The following is a 19,589-nucleotide window of genomic DNA, read 5'->3' as shown; positions in this document are numbered from 1 at the left end:
GTCGTGACCGATGCCGTCGTCGTGCCGTCCCGCCCTCTGGCTGCTCGCGGCGCTCTGCGCCCTCGCGCTCGTGCCGACCGCCGCGCAGGCCGGCTTCGTCGCCTTCGGCAGAGATCCGGGCGGCGACTCGGGCGCTCCTGAGGCGGGCCGTGACCTGCTCGCGGCGGGCGTCGGCTACGACCGCGGAGCGGGCGAGCTGGTGACCGCGATCGAGCTGCGCGGCGCGCCGCGCGACGGCGGCGCCTTCGTCACCGTGCTGGTCGCCAGACGCACCGCGACCGGCTGCGACGGCGCCCCGGCGGCCGGCTTCAGCTCGCTCACCGACGAGACCAGCGCCCGCTGGCTGCGCTTCGCCAGCCCGACCGAGGTGACCGCGAGCGGTGACGCGAGCAAGCGCGGCGGCACGGCGACCGTGCGCGTGAGACTCGGCGAGCGGGCTGCCCGCACCACCGACCTGCGCGTTGACGTCAGCGCCGGCAGGCTGAAGGCGACCGAGACGCGCCGGATCTCCGTCCGCACGCCGACGCCCGCTCCCCCGCCGAGCAGAGGCGGCGGCGGGGACGGCGGCGACAGCGGGCCGAGCAGAGTCTGCACCCGCTGGTTCCCCGACATATCGGGCGAGACCGGCGGCTCGCTGGGCCTTGTGCCCTGCTGAGGGCCTTCACGCCACCGTGATCGCCTGCACGTTGACGAACTCGCGGATGCCGAAGGCGCCCAGCTCGCGGCCCCAGCCGGAGCGCTTGACGCCGCCGAACGGCATCCGCGGATCGGAGGCGGTCATCGCGTTGACGAAGACGGCGCCGGCCTCGATCGAGGCGGCGAGCGCCTTCGCGCGCTCACGGTCCTGGGTCCACAGCGACGAGCTGAGACCGTACGGCGAGGCGTTCGCGAGCGCGATCGCGGCCGCCTCGTCGGGCACACGCAGGACCGCGGCCGCCGGGCCGAAGGTCTCCTCCCGCGCGAGCGGGCTGTCGGGCGCGACGGCGCCGACGACCGTCGGCGGGTAGAAGGCGCCGGGGCCGTCGGGCACGCTCCCGCCGGTCAGCACGCGGCCGCCGGCGGCGACGCCGCGGGCGACCTGGTCGGCCAGCTCGTCGCGCAGGTCGACGCGCGCCATCGGACCGAGGTCGACCTCCTCCCGCGGAGCGCCCATCACGAGCGCGCCGGCGGCCGCCGCGAACGCCTCCTCGAACGCCTCCGCGATCGACGCCACGACGATGAAGCGCTTCGCCGCGACGCAGCTCTGGCCGGTGTTGGAGAAGCGCGCCTTGACCGCCTCCCGCGCCGCCGCCTCGACGTCGGCGTCGCCGAGCACGATGAACGGGTCGCTGCCGCCCAGCTCCAGCACCGACGGCTTCAGCGCCGTCGCGCACGCCTGCGCGACCGAGACGCCGGCCGCCTCGGAACCGGTCAGCGTCACCGCGGCGATGCGGTCATCGGCGATCACCGCGGCGACCGCGCGGCCGGGCACGACGATCGTCTCCAGCAGCGAGCGCTCGACGCGGCCGACCACCTCGCCCAGCAGCAGCGCGCTGCCGGTCACGTTGGAGGCGTGCTTGAGCACGACCGTGTTGCCGGCCATCAGCGCCGGCGCGGCCGCCCGCATCACCTGCCAGACCGGGTAGTTCCACGGCATCACCGCGAGCACGACGCCGAGCGGCGGGAACTGCACGTAGGTCTCGCGCGCGCCGCCGGTGTCGACCGTCTCGGGCGCGAGCTGGGACGCGCCCTCGGCGGCGTAGTACTCGCAGACCCAGGCGCTCTTCTCGACCTCGGCGCGCGCCTCGCGCAGCGTCTTGCCCATCTCCGCGGTGATCAGCTCGGCCATCCGCTCCTGCTCGGCGCGCAGCTCGGCGGCGATCGCCACGAGCACCTCGGCGCGGCGCTCGAAGGAGGCGGTGCGCCAGGCGCGCTGGGCGTCGTGGGCGCGCGTCAGCGCCGCGTCGAGCGCGGCGTCGTCGTGCAGCGGATGGCGCGCCAGCTCGGCGCCGGTCGCGGGGTCGACGCTGGTGACGTGAGGAGCGGTGGTGGACATAGATATACAGTATACAATTACCCTATCGCGCCACACGATCGGCCACCACCAGCCGCGACAGCAGCAGCGCCGCAGCCGACACGGCTCCCAGCAGCAGGAACGCCGTCGTGAAGGCGGAGCTTTCGCCGCCGGCCACCAGCGCCCCCGCGAGCTGGCTGCCGAGTGCCCCGCCGACCGTCCGCAGCATCGTGTTCATGCCCGAGGACTCACCGACCTGCTCGGCCGGCGCGGCCGCGACGATCAGGTTCGACATCGCCGTGTAGGCGAGGTTGAGGCCGATCCCGTGCGCCAGCAGCGTGCCGACGTAGACCGGCCACGCGACCTCGTGCGCGAACGCCAGCACCACGTAGCCGCAGAGCATCGTCGCGATCCCCAGCCGCAGCGGCAGCTTCGAGCCGATTCGCCCGCCGAGCGCGCCGGCGGCCGCGCCGGCCAGCAGGCCCGCCAGCAGCGCCGGCAGCAGGAACAGGCCGGTCTCGGTCACCCCCGCGCCGAAGCCGAAGCCGTCGGCCGCCGGGTCGCCCTGGACGAACTGCGGCACCAGGTAGCCGGTCGCGTACATGCTGAAGCCGACCAGCACCGCGACCGCGTTGACCGGCCAGATCGAGCGCCGCGCCATCAGCCGCAGGTCGATCAGCGGTGCCGCGCGCGACAGCTCCCAGCGTCCCCACGCGACCACGCCCGCGCAGCCGCCGAGCACCAGCGCCAGCACCGGCGCGGACAGGGCGCCCCACGTGCGCGCCTGCGCGACGCCGATCAGCAGCGGCAGCAGCGCCGCCGCCAGCCCGACCGCGCCGACCCAGTCGAGCGGCACCGGCTCGCGCCGCGGCGAGGACGGCACGAACGCGCGCACGCCGGCGATCGCCGCCAGCGGGATCGCGATCCCGCACCAGAAGATCGCGTGCCACGAGAACAGCTCGACCAGCGGCCCGCACAGCACCAGCCCGACGCTGCCGCCGACCCCGAACGAGCCGGCGATCAGGCCGATCGCCAACGGCACCCGCTCGCGCGGCAGCGCATCGCGCGCCAGCCCATACGCGAGTGGGAAGACGGCGCCGCCGAGCCCCTGCAGCACGCGCGCGACGATCAGCACCGGCAGCGAGCCGGCGAGCGCGCCGACGAGGCTGCCGAGCGCGACGACGGCGAGCACGAGCACCAGCACGCGCTCCTTGCCGTGGACGTCGCCGAGCCGTCCCAGCACCGGCGTCGCGATCGTCGTGCTGAGCAGGAAGGCCGACACCAGCCACGCCGTCGCGCCCGCGTCGACGCCGAGGTCGCGCTGGATCTCCGGCAGCGCCGGCACCACCATCATCTGCATCGTCGCGTACGCCAGTGCCGCCAGCACCAGGCTCGCGACGACCCGCCAGCCGGACGGAACCCGAGGCCGCAGGCCGAGCGGTTCCGCGCTCACACCAGCGGCAGCAGCAGCGCCGACGGACGCCCGGCGTCGTGGAAGACCGTCTGCGTCTGCACCGCGTCCTCCAGCTCCACGTCGAACGCGATCCCGCGACCGACGTTGCGGTCGTACTGCGGGAAGCTGGCGCCGGCGATGTCGAGGCCGATCCGGTGCCCGGCGGCGAAGCGGACCGCGCTCGGCCGCAGGACGATCTCGTACTCGACCACCGTGCCGGGCTCGACGAGCGCAGAGGCCGCGTGGCCGTCGCGATAGCGCGCCCGCAGCATCCCCTCGGTGACGCGCTCGGCGCGGCCGTCGGGGGCGATGTCGAGCAGCGTCACGACCCAGTCGGCGTCGCGCGCGCTGGTCGCCGCGAACAGCCGGACCGAGATCTCGCCGATCGCCTCCAGATCTGTGTCCAAAGGCGCCGTCTCGTAGTGCAGCACGTCGTCGCGGGCGGAGATCGCGCGCACGTCGAGCGGACCCTCGGAGCGCGTCTGACGCGGGTCGGGCGTCGTCGGCGCCGGCACGAGCGGGTCATGGACAAAGCGATCCGCCCCCTCCCCCTCGCCCGGCTCGTCAAAGCTCAGGCGCCCGCCGGCGCGCAGATGCAGCGCGGTCGTGCGGGTGCCCGGCAGCGGCCAGTCGGCCGCCTCGCGCCAGCGCTCGGCGCCCTGGACCCACACCCTCACGGGCGGCGCGTCGTCGAACGCGTCGCCGTCGCCTCTCAGCCACCGCTCGTACCAGCGCAGCACCAGCGCACGCACGTCGACGTGGGTCTCAGGACCGAAGAAGCGCTCGCTCGCCTCGGCCCGCACTGGGATCCCGTGCGTCCACGGCCCGATCACGAGCCGCTGCCCCTCGCGCGCCCGCGCGCTCGCGGCCCGCTCGCGCAACGCGCGGTAGTTGCGCGTCGAGCCGAGCCGGAACTTGTCGAACAGGCCGACGAGGTGGAGCGCCGGCACGTCGATCCGCTCGAACTGGCGGTCGAGGTCGAGCGGCGCCCAGAAGTCGTCGTGGTCGGGATGGTCGAGCCACGCGTGGAAGAAATCGGCGTACGGCCGCGCGAGGTGAGCGTGGTCGCGCAGGGACGGCGCGCCGAGCCACTCTCCCGGCGCCCACTGCGCCTGCTGCACGGCGCGAAGCCGTTCGAGGTAGCCGGGCGCCGACGCGTCGAGCCGCCGAGCCGGATCCATCCCCTCCAGCATCAGCGCCCACTGGGCGGTGTAGAGCATGAAGGCGCCGCCGGGGTCGTAGACGCAGCCGCGACCGAAGCTCGTCCACGTCTGCATCGGCGCGATCGCGACCAGCGACGGCGGTCTCGCGGCGGCCGCCAGCAGCTGCATGAAGCCGGGCGCGGAGGAGCCGAACATGCCGACGCGGCCGTTGCTCCACGGCTGCGATCCGCACCACTCGACGACGTCGTAGCCGTCGTCGGCGTCGTGGAAGAAAGGGCGGAACTCGCCGTCGGAGGCGAAGCCGCCGCGCATGTCGTTGATCACGACGATCCAGCCCTCGGCGGCGGTCCGCTCCGGCTCGATCCAGCGGCCCCACGTCTCCTTCCCGTAGGGCGTGCGGCCGAGCAGAACGGGGTACCGCCCCGCGTCAGCGGGGCGGTAGACGTTCGAGCGCAGCACCGTCCCGTCGCGCGCGACGCACGCGACGTCGCGCTCGACGGTGACGGCGACGGTGCCGTGCGACATGCTGCTCAGGAGCCCGCGGCCGCCTTGGCGCGCGCGAGCGGCTCCGGGTCGATCAACTCGCCGAGGTCGACCGACTCCTCGATCACTCTCGCCTCCAGCAGCCGTCTCTGCGACTCGTCGAGGTACGTCATGTCGAGCTCGAGCGGCTCGGACGTGCCGCCATCCGCTCTTCTGGTCACGAGGTCGATCGTCTGCTCGATGTTGATCGCCGTCGCCTCGGGCGAGGCGAGGCCGGCCTCCTGCGCGCCCTCGACGTCTCTCTGGACCCCTCTCGGGTCCTCGATCGCCGTCTCCCAGCCTCTCAGCGCGCCGGCCAGGAAGCAGGCGACCGCGTCTCTGTGCTCCGCGTAGAAGGCGTTGTTGACGGCGACGCCGTTGGCAGCCACGCCGACGCCCAGCTCGTTCGGGTCGAGCACGTCGATGTCGCCGGGGATTCTGTAGCCGGCCTCCTGCAGCTGCGAGATGTGGAAGAACGTCTGCAGCGGCAGCACGTCGATGCGTCTGTTGAGCAGCGTCTCGATGCTCGGGTCGATCGACTCGATTCTGACGTCGTCGATCGAGAGCCCGGCGTCCGTCAGCATGCCGCGCAGCTCCGGCTCCAGCTCACCGACCTGCTGCGTGCCGACGACCGCGCCTCTCAGCGCCTCCGGACCGGCCAGCGGGAAGTCTCTGTTGATCGAGACGTAGCGCAGCGGGTCGGACTGGTAGGTCTGGCCGACCCAGGTGATCTCGGCGCCGTTGGCGGCCGCGTTGATCGCCTCGGTGAAGTCCATCATCGCCATGTCGACGTTGCCCTGCGCGAGCTGCAGCGACGGGTTGACGGTCGGGCCGCCCGGGATCGTCTTGACGTTGACGCCCGCGTCTCTGTAGAAGCCGCGGCTGTCGGCGACGAGGAAGCCGGTGTGCTGCGCGTTCGGGAAGAACGACAGCTGGAAGCGGATGTCGTCGCCTCTGCAGACCGGCGCGGACGCCGTCTCCGCGGTGGTCGACGCGGTGGTCGAGGAGCCCGTCGAGGCGCTCTCGTCGCCGCTGTCGTCGTCGCTGCTTCCGCAGCCGGCGACGGCAAGGGCGGCGATCGCGAACGGGGCGACCAGCCAACGCATGCTTCGCACGCCTATACCTCCTGGTTTCGGTGTCGGGCGCTCACGACTGTTCCTGCCGCAGCGCCCAGGGGAAGCCGAACCGCTCCACGAGGAGCAGCAGCACGTACATGACGATGCCGGTGAGACCGAGCAGCACCACGGCGGCCCACGCGCGTGCCGTCCCGAAGGAGACGAGCGAATCGTGGATCTCGTAACCGAGGCCGTTGTGGGCGCGGAGGATCTCGCAGATGACGGCGGCTACGAGCATCAGCACCGTCGTGTACTTCAACGCCGTGAAGATCTGCGGGATTGCATGCGGCAGCCGCAGCTCACGGAGGACCTGCCATTGCGACGCTCGATAGGAGTGCATCAGCTCGAGCGCCGTCGGATCGACGCCCGTCATGCCCCGGTAGGCATAGACGAGCATCGACGGGAAGACGATGATGATCACCGTCACCGATTTGAACCACAGCTCGCTCTCGATCCAGAGCGCGACGATCGGCGCCACAGCCATGATCGGCAGTGCCGCGACGGCGGCGCCGAGCGCGCTGCCGCGCCGGCCGAGGCCGGGCGGCAGCGCCATCAGGCACAGCGCGAGGCCGAAGCCGAGCAGGTTGCCGCCGACGAAGCCGATCATCGCCGGCGCGAAGGTCTCGCCGAACGCCTCCCGCAGTCGTCTGGAGTCGTCGCCGAACGCCTCGACGATTCTGTCGGGCAGCGGGACCGCGAAGGTCTCCAGGCCGAAGAGGTTGTGGAAGAACTCGCTCTGCCAGAGCCAGATCACGAGCACGAAGAGGACCAGCGGCGCCAGCACCGCGCGCACGTGGTTGGCTCTGAGCCTGAACAGCCTGCCGCCGGGCCGGGTCGCCGGCGTGGCGATCGCGGCGGCCGGGTCGGCGGGCGGCGGGACGACGGCGGACATCAGTGGCTCCCCTGTCGCATCGCGGGCTGCCACGGCGCGAGGATCTTCTCCGCGAACACGACCGCCTGCGCGAGCAGGAAGCCGAGCGCCAGCAGCACGAACATCGCGACCCAGACGAGCGTCGCCTGCGCCGGCCCGAAGGTCTGCGCCGCGAGCATCAGGTAGCCGAGGCCCTGCGAGCCGCCCATCAGGTCGACGAGCACCGAGCCGACGAGCGACAGCGGCGCCGCGACGCGCAGGCCGCTGAACAGCATCGGCATCGCGGCGGGAAGGTCGAGGTAGCGCAGCGTCCGCAGGCGGCCGGCGTTGTAGGACTTCATCAGCTCGCGCGCCGGCGGCGGCGCCGCCTTGAGGCCGCGCACGACGGCGACGGTGACCGAGAACAGCGTGATGAAGGCCGAGATGAAGAGGCGCGTGGCGGTGTCGTTCTTGAAGACGGTCTGGGAGATCGGCACGAGCGCGATCATCGGGACCATCTGCGCGGCGAGCAGGTACGGCATCAGCGCCGACTCGATCCACGCCGCCTGCACCATCAGGACGCTCAGCACGACGCCGACGGCGGTGCCGAGCGCGAAGCCGAGCAGCGCGGTCGAGAGGCTCGTCCAGGCGGCCGACATGACGCTGGAGAAGTCGTCGAAGAAGCGCTCGACGATCACGTGCGGGTAGGGCAGCTTCGCGTTCGCCAGCGGGTCGTCGCCGGCGGCGACGATGCCGGCAGCGAGATACCAGACCGCGAACACGCCGATCACGATCGCGGCGGTGATCATCGCCTCGCGCGTGCGGTTGTAGCCCGAGTCGATCACGCGTGCTCCTGCGAGAAGATCAGGTCGCGGATCTCGGTCTCGATCTCGATGAAGCGCTCGTCCTTGCGCACCTCGTCGGTGCGCGGGCGCTCGAGGTCGACGTCGATCACTCTCATGACGCGGCCGGGGCGGGCGCTCATCACGACGATCCGGTCCGACAGCAGCACGGCCTCGGAGATCGAGTGCGTGATGAAGACGATCGTCGTGCCCGGACGGCTGGACCAGATCCGCAGCAGCTCCGTCTGCATTCTCTCGCGCGTCATCATGTCGAGCGCGCCGAACGGCTCGTCCATCATCAGGAAGCGCGGGCCGAAGGCGAGCGCGCGGGCGATCGCGACGCGCTGCTGCATGCCGCCGGAGAGCTGCCACGGGCGGTGTCTGCGGAAGTCGCCGAGGCCGACCAGTTCGATCATCTCCCCGACGCGGCGCTTGCGCTCCTCCTTCGAGGTGCCGATCAGCTGCAGCGGCAGCGCGACGTTCTGCTCGACGGTGCGCCAGTCGAACAGGATCGGCTGCTGGAAGACGATGCCGAACTCGCGCGCCTTGCGCATCTCGTCCGGCGTGTGGTCGTTGACGGCGATCTCGCCGCTGGTGATCGGCTGCAGGCCGGCGATCAGGCGCAGCAGCGTCGACTTGCCGCAGCCCGAGGGGCCGAGGATCGAGACGAAGCTGCCCTGCGGGACGTCGAACGAGACGTCTTCGAGCGCTCTCACGGCGCTGGCGCCGCTGCCGAAGACCTTGCCGACGTTCGTCGCGACCACCGTCGCCGGCCTCGTCGCGACGGCGCTGTGGTCGTGCTGCACTGTGGCGGCCTCCCTCATCTCTCGCTCCTCAACACCCTTCGCTTCCGTCGGCCCATCGTGCCGACTGTATACAGATTACGATATGCAGGCTACTGCACCGTGTCAACCGGAACCGCTCCTTGCGGCGAAGATCCGGCGCCCGCGACTGTCCAAACGGAGCAGCGCGGGGCGTCAGTCGCCGGGCGGTCCGCTCCAGCGGTCGATCAGGTCGAGATGGATCCCGAACTGGTCGAGCGTCTTGACGACCGTGTGGTCGATCAGGTCCGCGATCGTCCGCGGACGGTGGTAGAAGGCGGTGACCGGCGGCAGCACCACCGCGCCCGCCTGCGTCGCCTGCTCCATCAGCCGCAGATGGCCGAGGTGCAGCGGCGTCTCGCGCACGAGCAGGACGAGCGGCCGCCGTTCCTTCAGGCAGACGTCGGCCGCGCGCACGATCAGGTTGTCGTTGAAGCTGCTGGCGACCGCGCTCAACGTCTTGATCGAGCACGGCGCGACGATCATCCCGTCCGTCACGAACGTGCCGCTGGCGATCGAGGCGGCGAGGTTGCGCTCGTCGTGGACGACGTGCGCCAGTCTCAGCAGCTCGTCGGGATCGCGCTCCATCTCGAACTCGATCGTCGCGCGCGCGCCCTTGGAGAGGATCAGGTGGATCTCGACGTCGGTGTGCTCGGCGAGCACCTCGACCATCCGCACGCCGTAGTGGGGGCCGCTGGCGCCGCTGATGCCGACGACGATCCGTCTCATGAGGCGGCCAGTTCCTCGCGCGTCGCGCGCCAGCGGTCGATCGTCGCGTCGCGGTCGGTGAGCGTGAAGCGGATGCCGCCATCCAGGCGCGCGTACGGCGCCTCGTCGGCGGACGCGGCGACGACACGCGCGTCGAAGCGGGCGAGTCTCCCGACGTCACCAGCCGCTTCCACGGCGAGGAAGAGCGCGTAGGCGACGCCGTCGACGACGGCAGTCAGCGTCGCGCGGCCGCGCTCGCGCAGGTTGGCCGTCGAGGTCGCTCCGGGCCAGACCGCGAGCGTCAGGAGGTCGTCGGCGCCCGGGGCGCACACGACCTCGCCGACCGACAGCATCGCCTGATGCGGCCAGCCGTCCGCGCGTGTCGTCAGCAGCAGCAGTGTGAAGCCGTCCACAGCAGCGTCGCCGGGATCGGCCGCCAGCAGTGTTCGCAGCGCCTCCGGAACGAGCGGGTCGAGCGGGCGGCTCATCGCGCGCGCCAGCCGAGGTCGTCCATCCACGCGCGCGTGACGCCGGTGACGACGTGCGGGCGGCGCGCGAGCTGCGCCGGCGTCGTGCAGCCGGTCAGCTGCAGCACGGTCGCGAGCGTCGTCGCGAAGCGCAGCACCCACGCGTCGATCGCCTCCTCGCCCTCGCGCGCGGCCAGCAGCAGCGGCCGCGCGACGCCGACGGCGGTCGCGCCGAGCGCCAGCGCCTTCGCGGCGTCGAGGCCGCTGCGGACGCCGCCGGTCGCGATCAGCGGCAGGCCGGCGCTGCGCGCGCCGGCGACCGAGACGGCCGTCGGGATCCCCCACTCGGCGACGTCGTCGCCGAGCGCGCTGCCGCGCAGGTCGTGCTGGCGGCGCGCCCGCACGCGCTCGACGAGCGCGAAGCTGGTGCCGCCGAGGCCGCCGACGTCGAGCGCGGCGACGCCGAGGTCGCGCAGCCGCTCGGCCGTCCCGCGGGCGATCCCGGCGCCGGTCTCCTTCACCACGATCGGCACGCCGAGCGTGGCGCTCAGCTCGCCGATCGCCTCCGCGACGCCGCGCGCGCGGCGGTCGCCCTCGGGCTGGACCGCCTCCTCCAGCACGTTGAGGTGGATCGCGAGCGCGTCGGCGCCGATCATCTCCACCACGCGCCGCAACTGCGCGAACGTCAGTGCCGGGCGGTCGTCCTGGTCGATCAGCTGGACGGCGCCGATGTTGCCGATCACGAGCGCGTCGGGCGCCTGCTCGCGCACGACCGCGTAGGTCGGTTCGAGCGTCGGGTCGACCAGCGCGGCGCGCTGGCTGCCGAGCCCGATCGCGAGGCCGTGGCGCTGGGCGGCGCGCGCGAGCGCGCCGTTGACGACGGTCGCACCGTCGTGGCCGCCGGTCATGCCGGCGATCAGCAGCGGCAGGTCAAGCGTGTGGCCGAGCAGCGGCGTGCGCAGGTCGACGGCGTCGAGGTCGACCTCCGGCAGCGCCTCGTGGACGAGGTGGACGTCGTGCCAGCCGGGCCCGGTGACCGTCTCGACGCCGTCGTCGAGCGCGACCTCGAGATGCTCCGCCTTGCGCTGGCGCATCGTCTCGGCGGTCGAACGGCGCAGCGTCGCGGCCATCGCGCGATCAGTCCTCGACGGTGATCGCGAGCACCGGGCAGAGGCGGGCGGCGGCGAGCACCTTCGCGCGGCGCTCCTCCGGCGGGTTCTCGTCGAGCACGATCGCGAGGCCGGAGGCGTCGTCGATGTCGAAGACGTCGGGCGCCTCGATCACGCAGTTGCCGTAGGCGTTGCATCTGCCGAGGTCGAGGATGACTCTCACAGGAACACTCCCAGGTTCTTCGTGCCGAGCGTCGCCTGGTCGAGCACGACGTGGCGCTTGGCGATCTTCAGCTGCCCGTCGACGAGCCGCAGCACGTCGGTCCGCTCGCCGGCGATCAGGTCGTGCTGACCGCTGATGCCGCGGCTGCGGAACAGCAGCAGGTTGGTCTTCACGGTCAGCTCGGTCTCGCCCGGGCCGGGCGTGTAGCGGAAGTTGCCGATCACGCGGCGCGTGAACGACGGCGGGTCCTCAGCCCAGGCGACGTCGGTCTCGGTCAGGCGCCGCACGCGCAGCGACATCGACGCCTTGTCGTCGTCGTAGTGGCGACTCTCCCAGTCGACGTCGGAGCCGTTGCCGCGGCGGCGGATCGTGCGGACCGGGACGATGTACTCGAGGTCGTCGGTGAACAGCGCGAGCCACTCGTCGAACATACGGTCGTCGAGCAGCGCGGCCTCGGCGACGAGGAAGTCCTCGGCCGCCAGGCGCGCCGCCGGCGAGATCGCCTCGGCCGGCAGGATCCAGATCGAGCCCGTGCTCATCTCGCATCCTCCTTCGTCAGCAGGTCGAGCCAGGTGCGGTAGAAGGTGCGCGCGGCCGACTCGCTGAACTTGCCGTCGTAGACGGTGCCGGGGCCGGGGAAGTCGCTCAGCGGGGTCGCGTCGAGCCCCATCGTGTAGTCGAGCATGACCTCGTCGGGACGGGTCAGCGAGGCGTTGGCGACCTCGGTCTGCGCCTCCCAGTTCTCCGTGTCGTCCTGGTCGAACATGCCGCCGGAGGAGAAGGTCTGGGTGTACATTCTCCGGCCCTTCTCCTTCCACCAGGCCGGCGCGTTCTTCTCGACGAGGAACCACGACCAGGCGACCAGTCTGTCGGGCCCGACCGGCTGCCACATCCGCAGCATCATCCCCGTCACCAGTCTCCCGTCGATCGGGATGAAGTTGGGGATCAGGAACGACATGTTCGGGAAGACGTTGCCGTGGAAGTTCTTGACCCGGTGCAGCAGCGCCAGCTGGTCGGGATCGAGCTTGGAGGCGTACTCCGGCTCCAGCTCGGGCGGGAACCAGGAGCCCGGTCTGTCGTCGTGGACGCCCATCCCGAGGCCGTGACCGCCGCCGGCGTCGACGTGGTAGCCGTCTCTGCCGAAGTCGACCCCTCTGACGAGGCCCAGTCTGGCGAGGAAGGCGTGCGCGGTGGCCGTGTGGTAGGCGTCGGAGGCGAAGTTCTCCGACGGCAGCTTCCACGACGACGGGATCACCCAGCGCTGCGCCTCCCCGACCAGCTCCATCTCGGCGCGGCCGGCGAAGATGTCGAGGTACCAGCGCAGGTCGCCGAGGAAGTCGCCGAGCGACGGCCCCTGCTTGTCCCAGGTCGCGAAGATCATCCCCGCGTAGCTGTCGCAGCGCGCCTCGATCAGTCTCAGCCGCTCGCGGTCGAGGCCGTTGGGCGGGTAGGCGGCGCGCTCGAACGGCGTGCCCATGAAGTTCCCGTAATTGGCGAACGTGAAGCCGTGGTACGGGCAGCGCCACATCGAGGCGACGCCGCAGTCCTCGCTCGTCAGTCTCATGCCGCGATGACGGCAGGCGTTGAGGAAGACGCGGATCACGCCGTCGTCGCCGCGCGCGACGATCACCGACTGCTCGCCCATCTGGCGCACGACGAAGGCGCCCTCCTCCGCCAGCTCCGACTCGTGCGCGACGAACAGCCACACTCTGCCGAAGAGGCGCTCCAGCTCCAGCCGGTACACGTCCGGGTCGGAGTAGACGAAGAGGGGAATCGCCCCCTCCTCCGGGCGCACGGTCGCCTTCAGGCGGTCGTGCAGCTTCTCGAGCGTCGCGTCCGTCAACGTCTGCCTCCAGTCACACTTGAGTCGGGCGACAGTATACAGTTGTCACCGCATCCGGCCAAGGGAATCGCGCCGCTATCGCGCCGTCGCGCCGAGGTACCAGTCGGCGATCTCGTCGCTGGTCGCCAGCCAGACGTCGTCGTGACCGGCGATGTGCTCCAGCGCCCGCGCGAAGTGCTTGGCGCGGAACGGCTGGCCGACGAGGAACGGGTGGATCCCGATCCCCATCACGCGCAGGTCGCCCGCGCCCTCCTCGTAGAGCACGTCGAACTGGTCGATCACCGACTGCGCGAACTGCTCGCCGGTGTGGTGGTGGAGCACGAACGCCGGGATGTCGTTGACCTCGCTGCTGTACGGCAGCGCCGCGAGCCGGCCGGTCTCGGTCGTGAACGGGTAGGGCTGGTCGTCGTTGGCCCAGTCGAGGCTGTAGGAGAAGCCCAGCTCGGCGAGCACCTCGAGCGTGTTCTCGGTCGACGTCAGCGCGGGGCCGAGCCACCCTCTCGGGGCGGCGCCGGTCGCGCTCGTGAAGGTCTTGACGATCTCCGTGATCGCGGCCGTCTCGGCGGCGCGGTCCATCCCGACCCACCACGACGAGTTGTCGTTGCCGTGGCCGACCCACGCCCAGCCGCGTTCGACGCCCGCCTCGACGATCTCCGGGTAGTGCTCGAAGACCTTCGCGTTGGTGATCGCGCTGGCGCGGAAGCCGTGTCGGTCGAGCAGCTCCGTCAGCCGCCAGATGCCGGCGCGCACGCCGTAGTCGCGCCAGCCGTAGTTGAGCGGGTCGGGCACGAGCTGGGCGGTGAACGGCGCGAGGCTGAGCGCCTGCTGGCCGTACTGGTAGTGCTCGACGTTGAGCCCGATCCAGACGGCCAGCCGCTTGCCGTCGGGCAGCCGCGGCGCGGAGCGGCGGACGATCGGCGAGTAGTCGAAGAACTGATGGTCCATGAGGTCGCTCCGGTCGTGGTCTGGGTCGGGCTAGGCGACCATCCGCGCGAGCGCGGCTCTGGGGTCGCCGAGACGGGTGTGGACGACCTTCTGCTCCAGGTAGCTGAGCAGCTCGTCGGGCGACTCCTCGCGCCCGATCCCGCTGTTCTTGGAGCCGCCAAAGGGCGTGCCGAAGTAGTGGCGCGTCGAGTCGTTGACCCAGACGTAGCCGGCGTCGAGGCGCTCGGCCGTCTTGTGCGCGACGTCGAGGTCGCGCGTCCAGACCGACGCCGTCAGGCCGAGGTCGGTCGAGTTGGCCATCTCGATCATCGCGTCGTAGTCGTCCCACTGGAAGGTCGAGATGACCGGGCCGAAGATCTCCTCGTGACCGATCTTCATCTCCGGCCGCACGCCGGCGAACAGCGCGGGGGTGATGAAGTTGCCGCCGGCCGGCGCGCCGGCGGGCCGGTCGCCGCCGAAGACCAGCTCAGCGCCTTCGTCGACGCCCGACTCGACGAAGCCGGCGACGCGCTGGTGGTGGGCCGGCGTCACGAGCGGGCCGACGTCGGTCGCCTCGTCGTAGGCGACGCCGACGACGTAGCCGGAGAGGCGGTCGGCCATCTTCGCGACGAACTCGTCGTGGATCTTGCGGTGGACGAGCACGCGCGAGTTGGAGCCGCACGACTGCCCCTGGCAGACGTCGAGGTTCATCCCGTAGATCGCGCCCTCGACCGCCTCGTCGACGTCGACGTCGGGGAAGACGATCATCGCGTTCTTGCCGCCCAGCTCCAGCGACAGGTGCTTGACCATGCCGGACTCGGCGGCACGCCGCTGGATCAGCAGGCCGGTCTGCACCGAGCCGGTGAAGGCGATCCGCTTGACGTCGCGGTGGGTGACGAGCGCGTCGCCGGCCGCGCCGCCGCCGGTGACGATGTTGACGACGCCGGGCGGGAACGCCTCGGCGAACAGCTCGGCCAGCGCCAGCGTCGAGAGCGACGTGTCCGGCGAGGGCTTCATCACGAGCGTGTTGCCGGCGATCAGCGACGGCAGCGGCCGCGTGACGGCGAACATCAGCGGGTGGTTGAACGCCGTGATGCGACCGACGACGCCGTAGGGGCGATGCGCGGTGTAGTGGAGGTTGCCGGGGCTGGCGGGGATCACGTCGCCGGTCTGCGCGGCGGCGATCGCCGGCCACCCTCTCAGGTAGGCGTGGCAGAGGTCGACGTCGACCCGCATCGCCTTGACCGGGTTGCCGCAGTCGATCGCGTCGAGCATCGCCAGCTCCTCGCGATGCTCGGAGATCAGCGCGTCGAAGCGGGCGAAGCAGGCGCTGCGGCCGGCGACGCCGATCCGCTCCCACTCCGGCTGAGCCGCTCTGGCGGCGGCGATCGCGCGCTCCATGTCGGCGGCGCCGCCGGTCGGGACGGTCGTCAGCTTCTCGCCCGTCGAGGGGTCGAGCACGTCGGTGCTCGCGCCGTCCTGCGCGTCGACGAGCTGCTCGCCGATCAGCATCTTGAAGTCGCGCCCGCCGACGTACGTCGCGATCGGGTCCTGGACGAGCGTGTCGGTCATCGATGTCCTCTCACTGGGTCAGAAGCCGGGGGTCAGCACGTCGAGCAGCGCCGGGCGGCCGGAGCGGACGACCGCGACGGCCTCCTCCAGCGCCTGCGCGAGCGTCTCGGGGTCGGCGATCGGCCCGGCCGACCACATCCCGAACGAGCGCGCCATCGCGGCGAGGTCGACCGGCGGGTCGGCGAGCCCGGCGCCGGCGTAGCGGCGCTCGTCGCCGTGGCCGCGATGGCGGCCGATCTTGCCGGCGTGCTCGACGGTGTTGCCGTACTGGCGGTTGTCGTTGACGACGATCAGCACCGGCAGCTGCTTGTGGACCGCGGTCCACAGCGCCGAGGGCAGGAACAGCAGATCGCCGTCGGCCTGCAGGTCGACGGTGATCGTCCCCGGATCCGGCTGCTGCGCGAGCGCGACGCCGAGCGCGCCGCTGACGCCGTAGCCGAGGCCGCCGCCGGAGGCCCAGCCGGCATACTGGCGCGGCCGGTCGAGCGCCCACTGGCGCTGCTCCAGTCTGCCGTTGGTGCCGCCACCGAGCACGAACCGCTCGCCGCTCAGCGCGCTGCCGAGCTCGTGGATCAGCCGCTCCAGCGGGACGACGCCGTCGGCGGTGGCGTTGCGGGCTGACGCGCTCCACGCTGCCCGCGCGGTCGCGATCCGCTCGGCGACGCTCGCGGTGCGCGCGGCGACGGCGGCGGGGTCGAGCGGCGCCGCGCGCAGCTGCTCCAGCAGCGCCGCGACGACGTGGTCGGCGCTCGCGGTGATCTGCCGTTCGGCGGGAGCCAGCGGCTGGTAGTCGTGCGCCCAGGCACGCAGCTTCAGCGTCGAGAGCGTGACGTTGAGCAGCGTCAGCGGCGCGGCGGCGACGGCGCCTGAGCCGCCCGCGGCGGGGCTCGCCGCGTCGAGGCGCGCGCCGAGCGGGCCATGCAGCTCCTCGACGTCGAGCGCCAGCACGACGTCGGCCTGCTCCAGCAGGCCGGGAACGCCGGCGCCGCTGAGCGGGTGGCCGCTCGGGAAGGCGTGGCGCACCCCGGTGTCGATCACCGGCGCGCCGAGCGCCTCGGCCAGCGCCGTCAGCGCCGCGAACTGCTCCGGCGCCTCGCCGACGTAGCCGGCGAGGATCACGGGCCGCTCGGCCGCGCGCAGGTGCTTCAGGAGCCACACCACGTCGTCCGGCGCCGGCGCCGGCGCGCTCGGCACCGCGTACTGCGCGATCGACTGCTCGACGTAGTCCTGCGGGAGCGGATCCTCCTGCAGGTCGACGTCGTAGCAGAGGTAGACGGGGCCGGCCGGCAGCGAGCGCGTCGCGGTGATCCCGCGCGCGAACGACTCCGCGACCGACGCGATGTCGTGCGGCTCGTCGTCCCACTTGACGAAGTCGCGCACGATGTTCGCCTGCACGGAGGCGGTGTGGATCCAGTCGATCCACGGCCGCCGGTTGGCCTTCGACTTCGGCCCGGTGCCGCCGAGCAGCAGCAGCGGGACGCGGTCGCACCAGGCGTTGTAGATCGCCATCGAGGCGTTCTGCAGGCCGACGACGTTGTGCAGCAGCGCCGCCATCGGCTTCCCGGCCGCCTTCGCGTAGCCCTGCGCGATCGAGACGGCGACCATCTCGTGCATGCAGAGCGAGATCTCCGGCGCGCCGGGCGTGTGCACGAGCGAGTCGTGGATGCCGCGGAAGCTGGCGCCGGGGTTGAAGGCGACCTGCTCGATGCCCGCCTCGATCAGGTGCGAGACGATCGCGTCGGAGCCGTAGCGGACGCTCATCGCGCCACCGCCCCGACGACGGCGAGCTGCTCGGCGACCTGCTCCAGCAGCTCGTCGGAGTTCTGCTCGAAGAACATGAAGTGGCCGTTGCCCTCGATGCCGCGATCGGGCAGCCAGACCAGCTCGACGTCGGCGCCCCAGCCGCGCAGCAGCGCGACGGTGCGCTCCTCGATCGCGCGCGTGTGGGCGGGATCCTCGCCCGCGGTCAGCAGGCGGATCGGCTTGCCCTCGAAGCCGGCCGGCGTCTCGACGCGCGGCAGCCCCGGCTCGACGCCGAGCCGTTGCAGCAGCATCCGCGGCGGCAGCCCGACGAAGCCGGCGCGCATCGCGTCGACGTGCTCCAGCGGGAAGCGGGTGCTGGTCGCGATCCCCTGCTGGAAGACGTAGCCGTCGCCGTAGAGGTTCATCGTGCGGCGGTCGACGGTCATCCGCACGCCGGTATCGCCGAAGTCGACGACCGCGACCGCGCCGTCGTCGGAGACGACCGTCGAGTTGACGGCGCCGACGTTGGCGGGATAGGCGGCGGCGACGGCGAGCACGCCGGCGACGAGGCCGGGCTCGTGCTCGACGAGCTGCCAGGTGACGGCGCCGCCCATCGAGTGGCAGACGACGACGACCGGCTCGCCGATCGTCTCGCGCAGCAGCGCGAGGTAACCGGCGACGACGTCGTCGTAGGCGATCTGGAGGCCATCACGGTTGCCCGAGCGGCCGGTGCCGGGCCAGTCGGTCACCCACACGCGGTGGCCGCGCGCGGCGAGCTGGTCGGCCCAGCCGAGGCGCCCGTCGGGCGTCGCGCGCCAGCAGGCGCCGGTCGCGCCGCCGCCGTGGATCAGCAGCAGCGGCGGTCCGGCGGCGTCGTCGGGCCCGAGCCGCTCCCAGTAGAGGCCGGTTCTCGGCTCGTGGCCGATGCGTGCACGAAGGCTCATGGCATCAACAGCCCGCCATTGACGTGGACGGTCTGGCCGGTCACCTGGCGGGCGGCGTCGGACAGCAGGAAGAGCGCGACCTCGGCGCAGTCCTCCGGTCTGGGGATCTCGCCGAGCGGCATCATCTGGCGGACCCGCTCGACCCCCTCCTCGCCGCCGTTCATCGCGCGGAAGCGGGGCGTGTCGGTCGGGCCGGGAGCGATGCAGTTGACGCGCACGCGGTCGGGCGCGAGCGCGCCGGCAAGCGAGCGCGTGTAGGAGATCACGCCGGCCTTGGCGGCGGCGTAGCCGGCGCGGTCGGCGGCCGACATGACCGCCTGGCCGCTGCTGGTCAGCACGATCGCGCCGGAGCGCTGCGCCTTCATCTGCGGGGTCGCGGCGCGGCAGCAGAGGTAGGCCGAGGTGAGGTTGAACGACAGCTCGCGCTCCCACGTCGCCGGGTCCAGCTCGGCCGCGTCGCCGAGCACGGCGCCGCCGACGGTCGCCAGCAGCGCGTCGAGCCGGCCGTGGCGGGCGAGCAGCTCCGCGACGGCCGCCTCGGGGCCGGCCGGGTCGGTCGCGTCGGCGTGCACGAAGCCGATCTCGCCGGGCAGCGCGGCGACCGTCTCAGCGCCGGCCGGGTCGACGTCGGCGACGACGACGTTCGCGCCGCGGGCGGCCGCCAGACGGGCGGCCGCGAGGCCGATCCCGGAGGCACCGCCGACGACGAGCAGGGTGCGGCCGTCGAGCGCGCTCACGCGAGGAAGCTGGCCGGCGGGGTCGGGCCCCACGTGTTGATCGTCTTCGTCATGCGGTCGCCCGGCTCCCAGCGAACCGGCACGTGCGAGCTCTCGTCGGCGATCTGCGCCATGTCGGCGAACAGCTCGACGCGCAGCCCCGACGACGGGTCGACGACGTACGTGAAGAGGTTGCGGCCCGGGACGTGGCGGCCCGGTCCGTACTCGACCTTCCACTCCTGCGCGGCGAGCCGGTCGAGGATCGGCTGGTAGGAGTGCCAGCCGGGCAGCTCGCAGCCGAGGTGGTGGAGCATGCCCCGCTCCCCCGGCCGGATGCCGAGGTTGTGGTGCTCGGCGCCGATCCGCAGGAACAGCAGGTTGTCGCCGATCTGCTCGGACAGCTTGAAGCCCAGCACATCGCGGAAGAAGGCGGCGGTGCGCAGCGGCGCGTCGCTCTTGAGGTTGACGTGGCCGAGCCGGCGCGGGCCGAGCCGGCCGGCCGCGGGCGGCTCGACGGCGTGGGCGGCGGCCGGCTCGACGACGAGCGGGCAGCCGGCCGGCTCGGCGAAGGCGAGGCCGCC

Annotated in this window: 20 protein-coding genes; 1 reads left to right on the top strand and 19 read right to left on the bottom strand. The window is 72.3% G+C overall.

The features are described 5' to 3' along the window. The first annotated feature begins 10 nt into the window (after window positions 1–10). The gene (locus tag R7226_RS21290; RefSeq protein ID WP_318599330.1) at window positions 11–655 is read left to right on the top strand and encodes a hypothetical protein; all 645 of its coding nucleotides are present in this window, start codon (window positions 11–13) and stop codon (window positions 653–655) included. Window positions 656–661: 6 nt separating this feature from the next. Here the strand turns inward: R7226_RS21290 and R7226_RS21285 are convergent, their stop codons facing one another. The 19 genes from R7226_RS21285 to R7226_RS21195 form a co-directional block, all read right to left on the bottom strand. Next, entirely contained in the window at window positions 662–2,035 is a 1,374-nt protein-coding gene (locus tag R7226_RS21285) for an aldehyde dehydrogenase family protein (RefSeq protein WP_318599329.1), read from the bottom strand. Window positions 2,036–2,057: 22 nt separating this feature from the next. Further along, window positions 2,058–3,446, bottom strand: coding sequence for an MFS transporter (locus tag R7226_RS21280; RefSeq protein WP_318599328.1), 1,389 nt, complete (start codon window positions 3,444–3,446; stop codon window positions 2,058–2,060). After that, window positions 3,443–5,134: a CocE/NonD family hydrolase gene (locus tag R7226_RS21275; protein WP_318599327.1), complete on the bottom strand. Its 1,692-nt coding sequence runs from the start codon at window positions 5,132–5,134 to the stop codon at window positions 3,443–3,445. The genes R7226_RS21280 and R7226_RS21275 overlap by 4 nt, the downstream gene beginning before the upstream one ends. Before the next feature lie 5 nt (window positions 5,135–5,139). Then, complete coding sequence (locus R7226_RS21270; RefSeq protein ID WP_318599326.1) at window positions 5,140–6,237, bottom strand: ABC transporter substrate-binding protein; 1,098 nt, start codon at window positions 6,235–6,237, stop codon at window positions 5,140–5,142. Between the two features lie 40 nt (window positions 6,238–6,277). Next, window positions 6,278–7,138, bottom strand: coding sequence for an ABC transporter permease (locus R7226_RS21265; protein ID WP_318599325.1), 861 nt, complete (start codon window positions 7,136–7,138; stop codon window positions 6,278–6,280). Continuing rightward, window positions 7,138–7,941 carry an ABC transporter permease gene (locus R7226_RS21260; RefSeq protein ID WP_318599324.1) on the bottom strand — a complete coding sequence of 268 codons (804 nt, stop codon included), beginning with the start codon at window positions 7,939–7,941 and terminating at the stop codon, window positions 7,138–7,140. Before R7226_RS21260 ends, R7226_RS21265 begins: the two co-directional genes overlap by 1 nt. Next, the gene (locus R7226_RS21255; RefSeq protein WP_318599323.1) at window positions 7,938–8,762 is read right to left on the bottom strand and encodes an ABC transporter ATP-binding protein; all 825 of its coding nucleotides are present in this window, start codon (window positions 8,760–8,762) and stop codon (window positions 7,938–7,940) included. Before R7226_RS21255 ends, R7226_RS21260 begins: the two co-directional genes overlap by 4 nt. A 153-nt stretch (window positions 8,763–8,915) precedes the next feature. Continuing rightward, complete coding sequence (locus R7226_RS21250; RefSeq protein WP_318599322.1) at window positions 8,916–9,488, bottom strand: UbiX family flavin prenyltransferase; 573 nt, start codon at window positions 9,486–9,488, stop codon at window positions 8,916–8,918. Beyond that, window positions 9,485–9,955 (bottom strand): hypothetical protein, encoded by a 471-nt coding sequence (locus tag R7226_RS21245; protein ID WP_318599321.1) that lies wholly within the window; start codon window positions 9,953–9,955, stop codon window positions 9,485–9,487. Before R7226_RS21245 ends, R7226_RS21250 begins: the two co-directional genes overlap by 4 nt. Further along, on the bottom strand, window positions 9,952–11,064 hold the full coding sequence (gene fni, locus R7226_RS21240) for a type 2 isopentenyl-diphosphate Delta-isomerase (protein WP_318599320.1): 1,113 nt from the start codon (window positions 11,062–11,064) through the stop codon (window positions 9,952–9,954). The genes R7226_RS21245 and fni overlap by 4 nt, the downstream gene beginning before the upstream one ends. A gap of 7 nt (window positions 11,065–11,071) precedes the next feature. After that, window positions 11,072–11,266, bottom strand: a complete 195-nt coding sequence (locus tag R7226_RS21235; protein ID WP_318599319.1) for a ferredoxin — start codon at window positions 11,264–11,266, stop codon at window positions 11,072–11,074. Then, on the bottom strand, window positions 11,263–11,805 hold the full coding sequence (locus R7226_RS21230; protein ID WP_318599318.1) for an aromatic-ring-hydroxylating dioxygenase subunit beta: 543 nt from the start codon (window positions 11,803–11,805) through the stop codon (window positions 11,263–11,265). The genes R7226_RS21235 and R7226_RS21230 overlap by 4 nt, the downstream gene beginning before the upstream one ends. Continuing rightward, window positions 11,802–13,109, bottom strand: coding sequence for a Rieske 2Fe-2S domain-containing protein (locus R7226_RS21225; RefSeq protein ID WP_318599317.1), 1,308 nt, complete (start codon window positions 13,107–13,109; stop codon window positions 11,802–11,804). Before R7226_RS21225 ends, R7226_RS21230 begins: the two co-directional genes overlap by 4 nt. A 75-nt stretch (window positions 13,110–13,184) precedes the next feature. Further along, window positions 13,185–14,054, bottom strand: a complete 870-nt coding sequence (locus R7226_RS21220; protein WP_318599316.1) for a polysaccharide deacetylase family protein — start codon at window positions 14,052–14,054, stop codon at window positions 13,185–13,187. 30 nt (window positions 14,055–14,084) lie between these two features. After that, window positions 14,085–15,605: an aldehyde dehydrogenase family protein gene (locus R7226_RS21215; RefSeq protein ID WP_318599315.1), complete on the bottom strand. Its 1,521-nt coding sequence runs from the start codon at window positions 15,603–15,605 to the stop codon at window positions 14,085–14,087. An 18-nt stretch (window positions 15,606–15,623) separates the two neighbouring features. Then, window positions 15,624–17,366: a thiamine pyrophosphate-binding protein gene (locus R7226_RS21210; RefSeq protein ID WP_318599314.1), complete on the bottom strand. Its 1,743-nt coding sequence runs from the start codon at window positions 17,364–17,366 to the stop codon at window positions 15,624–15,626. Next, complete coding sequence (locus tag R7226_RS21205) at window positions 17,363–18,292, bottom strand: alpha/beta fold hydrolase (protein WP_318599313.1); 930 nt, start codon at window positions 18,290–18,292, stop codon at window positions 17,363–17,365. The genes R7226_RS21210 and R7226_RS21205 overlap by 4 nt, the downstream gene beginning before the upstream one ends. After that, window positions 18,289–19,029, bottom strand: a complete 741-nt coding sequence (locus R7226_RS21200) for an SDR family NAD(P)-dependent oxidoreductase (RefSeq protein WP_318599312.1) — start codon at window positions 19,027–19,029, stop codon at window positions 18,289–18,291. Before R7226_RS21200 ends, R7226_RS21205 begins: the two co-directional genes overlap by 4 nt. Next, window positions 19,026–19,589, bottom strand: a 564-nt coding sequence (locus tag R7226_RS21195) for a VOC family protein (protein WP_318599311.1), incomplete at its 5' end; no start/stop codon positions are given. The genes R7226_RS21195 and R7226_RS21200, both read right to left, overlap by 4 nt.

This window comes from Conexibacter stalactiti (genome assembly GCF_033542075.1).
Taxonomy (GTDB): domain Bacteria; phylum Actinomycetota; class Thermoleophilia; order Solirubrobacterales; family Solirubrobacteraceae; genus Conexibacter; species Conexibacter stalactiti.
Note: the sequence above shows the minus strand (reverse complement) of the source record. Positions and strands in the feature narration are given on the sequence as shown.

Excerpts from the sequence above, each read along its gene's own strand:
- R7226_RS21220 (WP_318599316.1), bottom strand. The coding sequence starts at position 14,054 with ATGGACCATCAGTTCTTCGACTACTCGCCGATCGTCCGCCGCTCCGCG.
- R7226_RS21275 (WP_318599327.1), bottom strand. The coding sequence starts at position 5,134 with ATGTCGCACGGCACCGTCGCCGTCACCGTCGAGCGCGACGTCGCGTGC.
- R7226_RS21270 (WP_318599326.1), bottom strand. The coding sequence starts at position 6,237 with ATGCGTTGGCTGGTCGCCCCGTTCGCGATCGCCGCCCTTGCCGTCGCC.
- R7226_RS21205 (WP_318599313.1), bottom strand. The coding sequence starts at position 18,292 with ATGAGCCTTCGTGCACGCATCGGCCACGAGCCGAGAACCGGCCTCTAC.
- R7226_RS21210 (WP_318599314.1), bottom strand. The coding sequence starts at position 17,366 with ATGAGCGTCCGCTACGGCTCCGACGCGATCGTCTCGCACCTGATCGAG.
- R7226_RS21265 (WP_318599325.1), bottom strand. The coding sequence starts at position 7,138 with ATGTCCGCCGTCGTCCCGCCGCCCGCCGACCCGGCCGCCGCGATCGCC.
- R7226_RS21245 (WP_318599321.1), bottom strand. The coding sequence starts at position 9,955 with ATGAGCCGCCCGCTCGACCCGCTCGTTCCGGAGGCGCTGCGAACACTG.
- R7226_RS21290 (WP_318599330.1), top strand. The coding sequence starts at position 11 with ATGCCGTCGTCGTGCCGTCCCGCCCTCTGGCTGCTCGCGGCGCTCTGC.
- R7226_RS21285 (WP_318599329.1), bottom strand. The coding sequence starts at position 2,035 with ATGTCCACCACCGCTCCTCACGTCACCAGCGTCGACCCCGCGACCGGC.
- R7226_RS21215 (WP_318599315.1), bottom strand. The coding sequence starts at position 15,605 with ATGACCGACACGCTCGTCCAGGACCCGATCGCGACGTACGTCGGCGGG.
- R7226_RS21230 (WP_318599318.1), bottom strand. The coding sequence starts at position 11,805 with ATGAGCACGGGCTCGATCTGGATCCTGCCGGCCGAGGCGATCTCGCCG.
- R7226_RS21250 (WP_318599322.1), bottom strand. The coding sequence starts at position 9,488 with ATGAGACGGATCGTCGTCGGCATCAGCGGCGCCAGCGGCCCCCACTAC.
- R7226_RS21255 (WP_318599323.1), bottom strand. The coding sequence starts at position 8,762 with ATGAGGGAGGCCGCCACAGTGCAGCACGACCACAGCGCCGTCGCGACG.
- fni (WP_318599320.1), bottom strand. The coding sequence starts at position 11,064 with ATGGCCGCGACGCTGCGCCGTTCGACCGCCGAGACGATGCGCCAGCGC.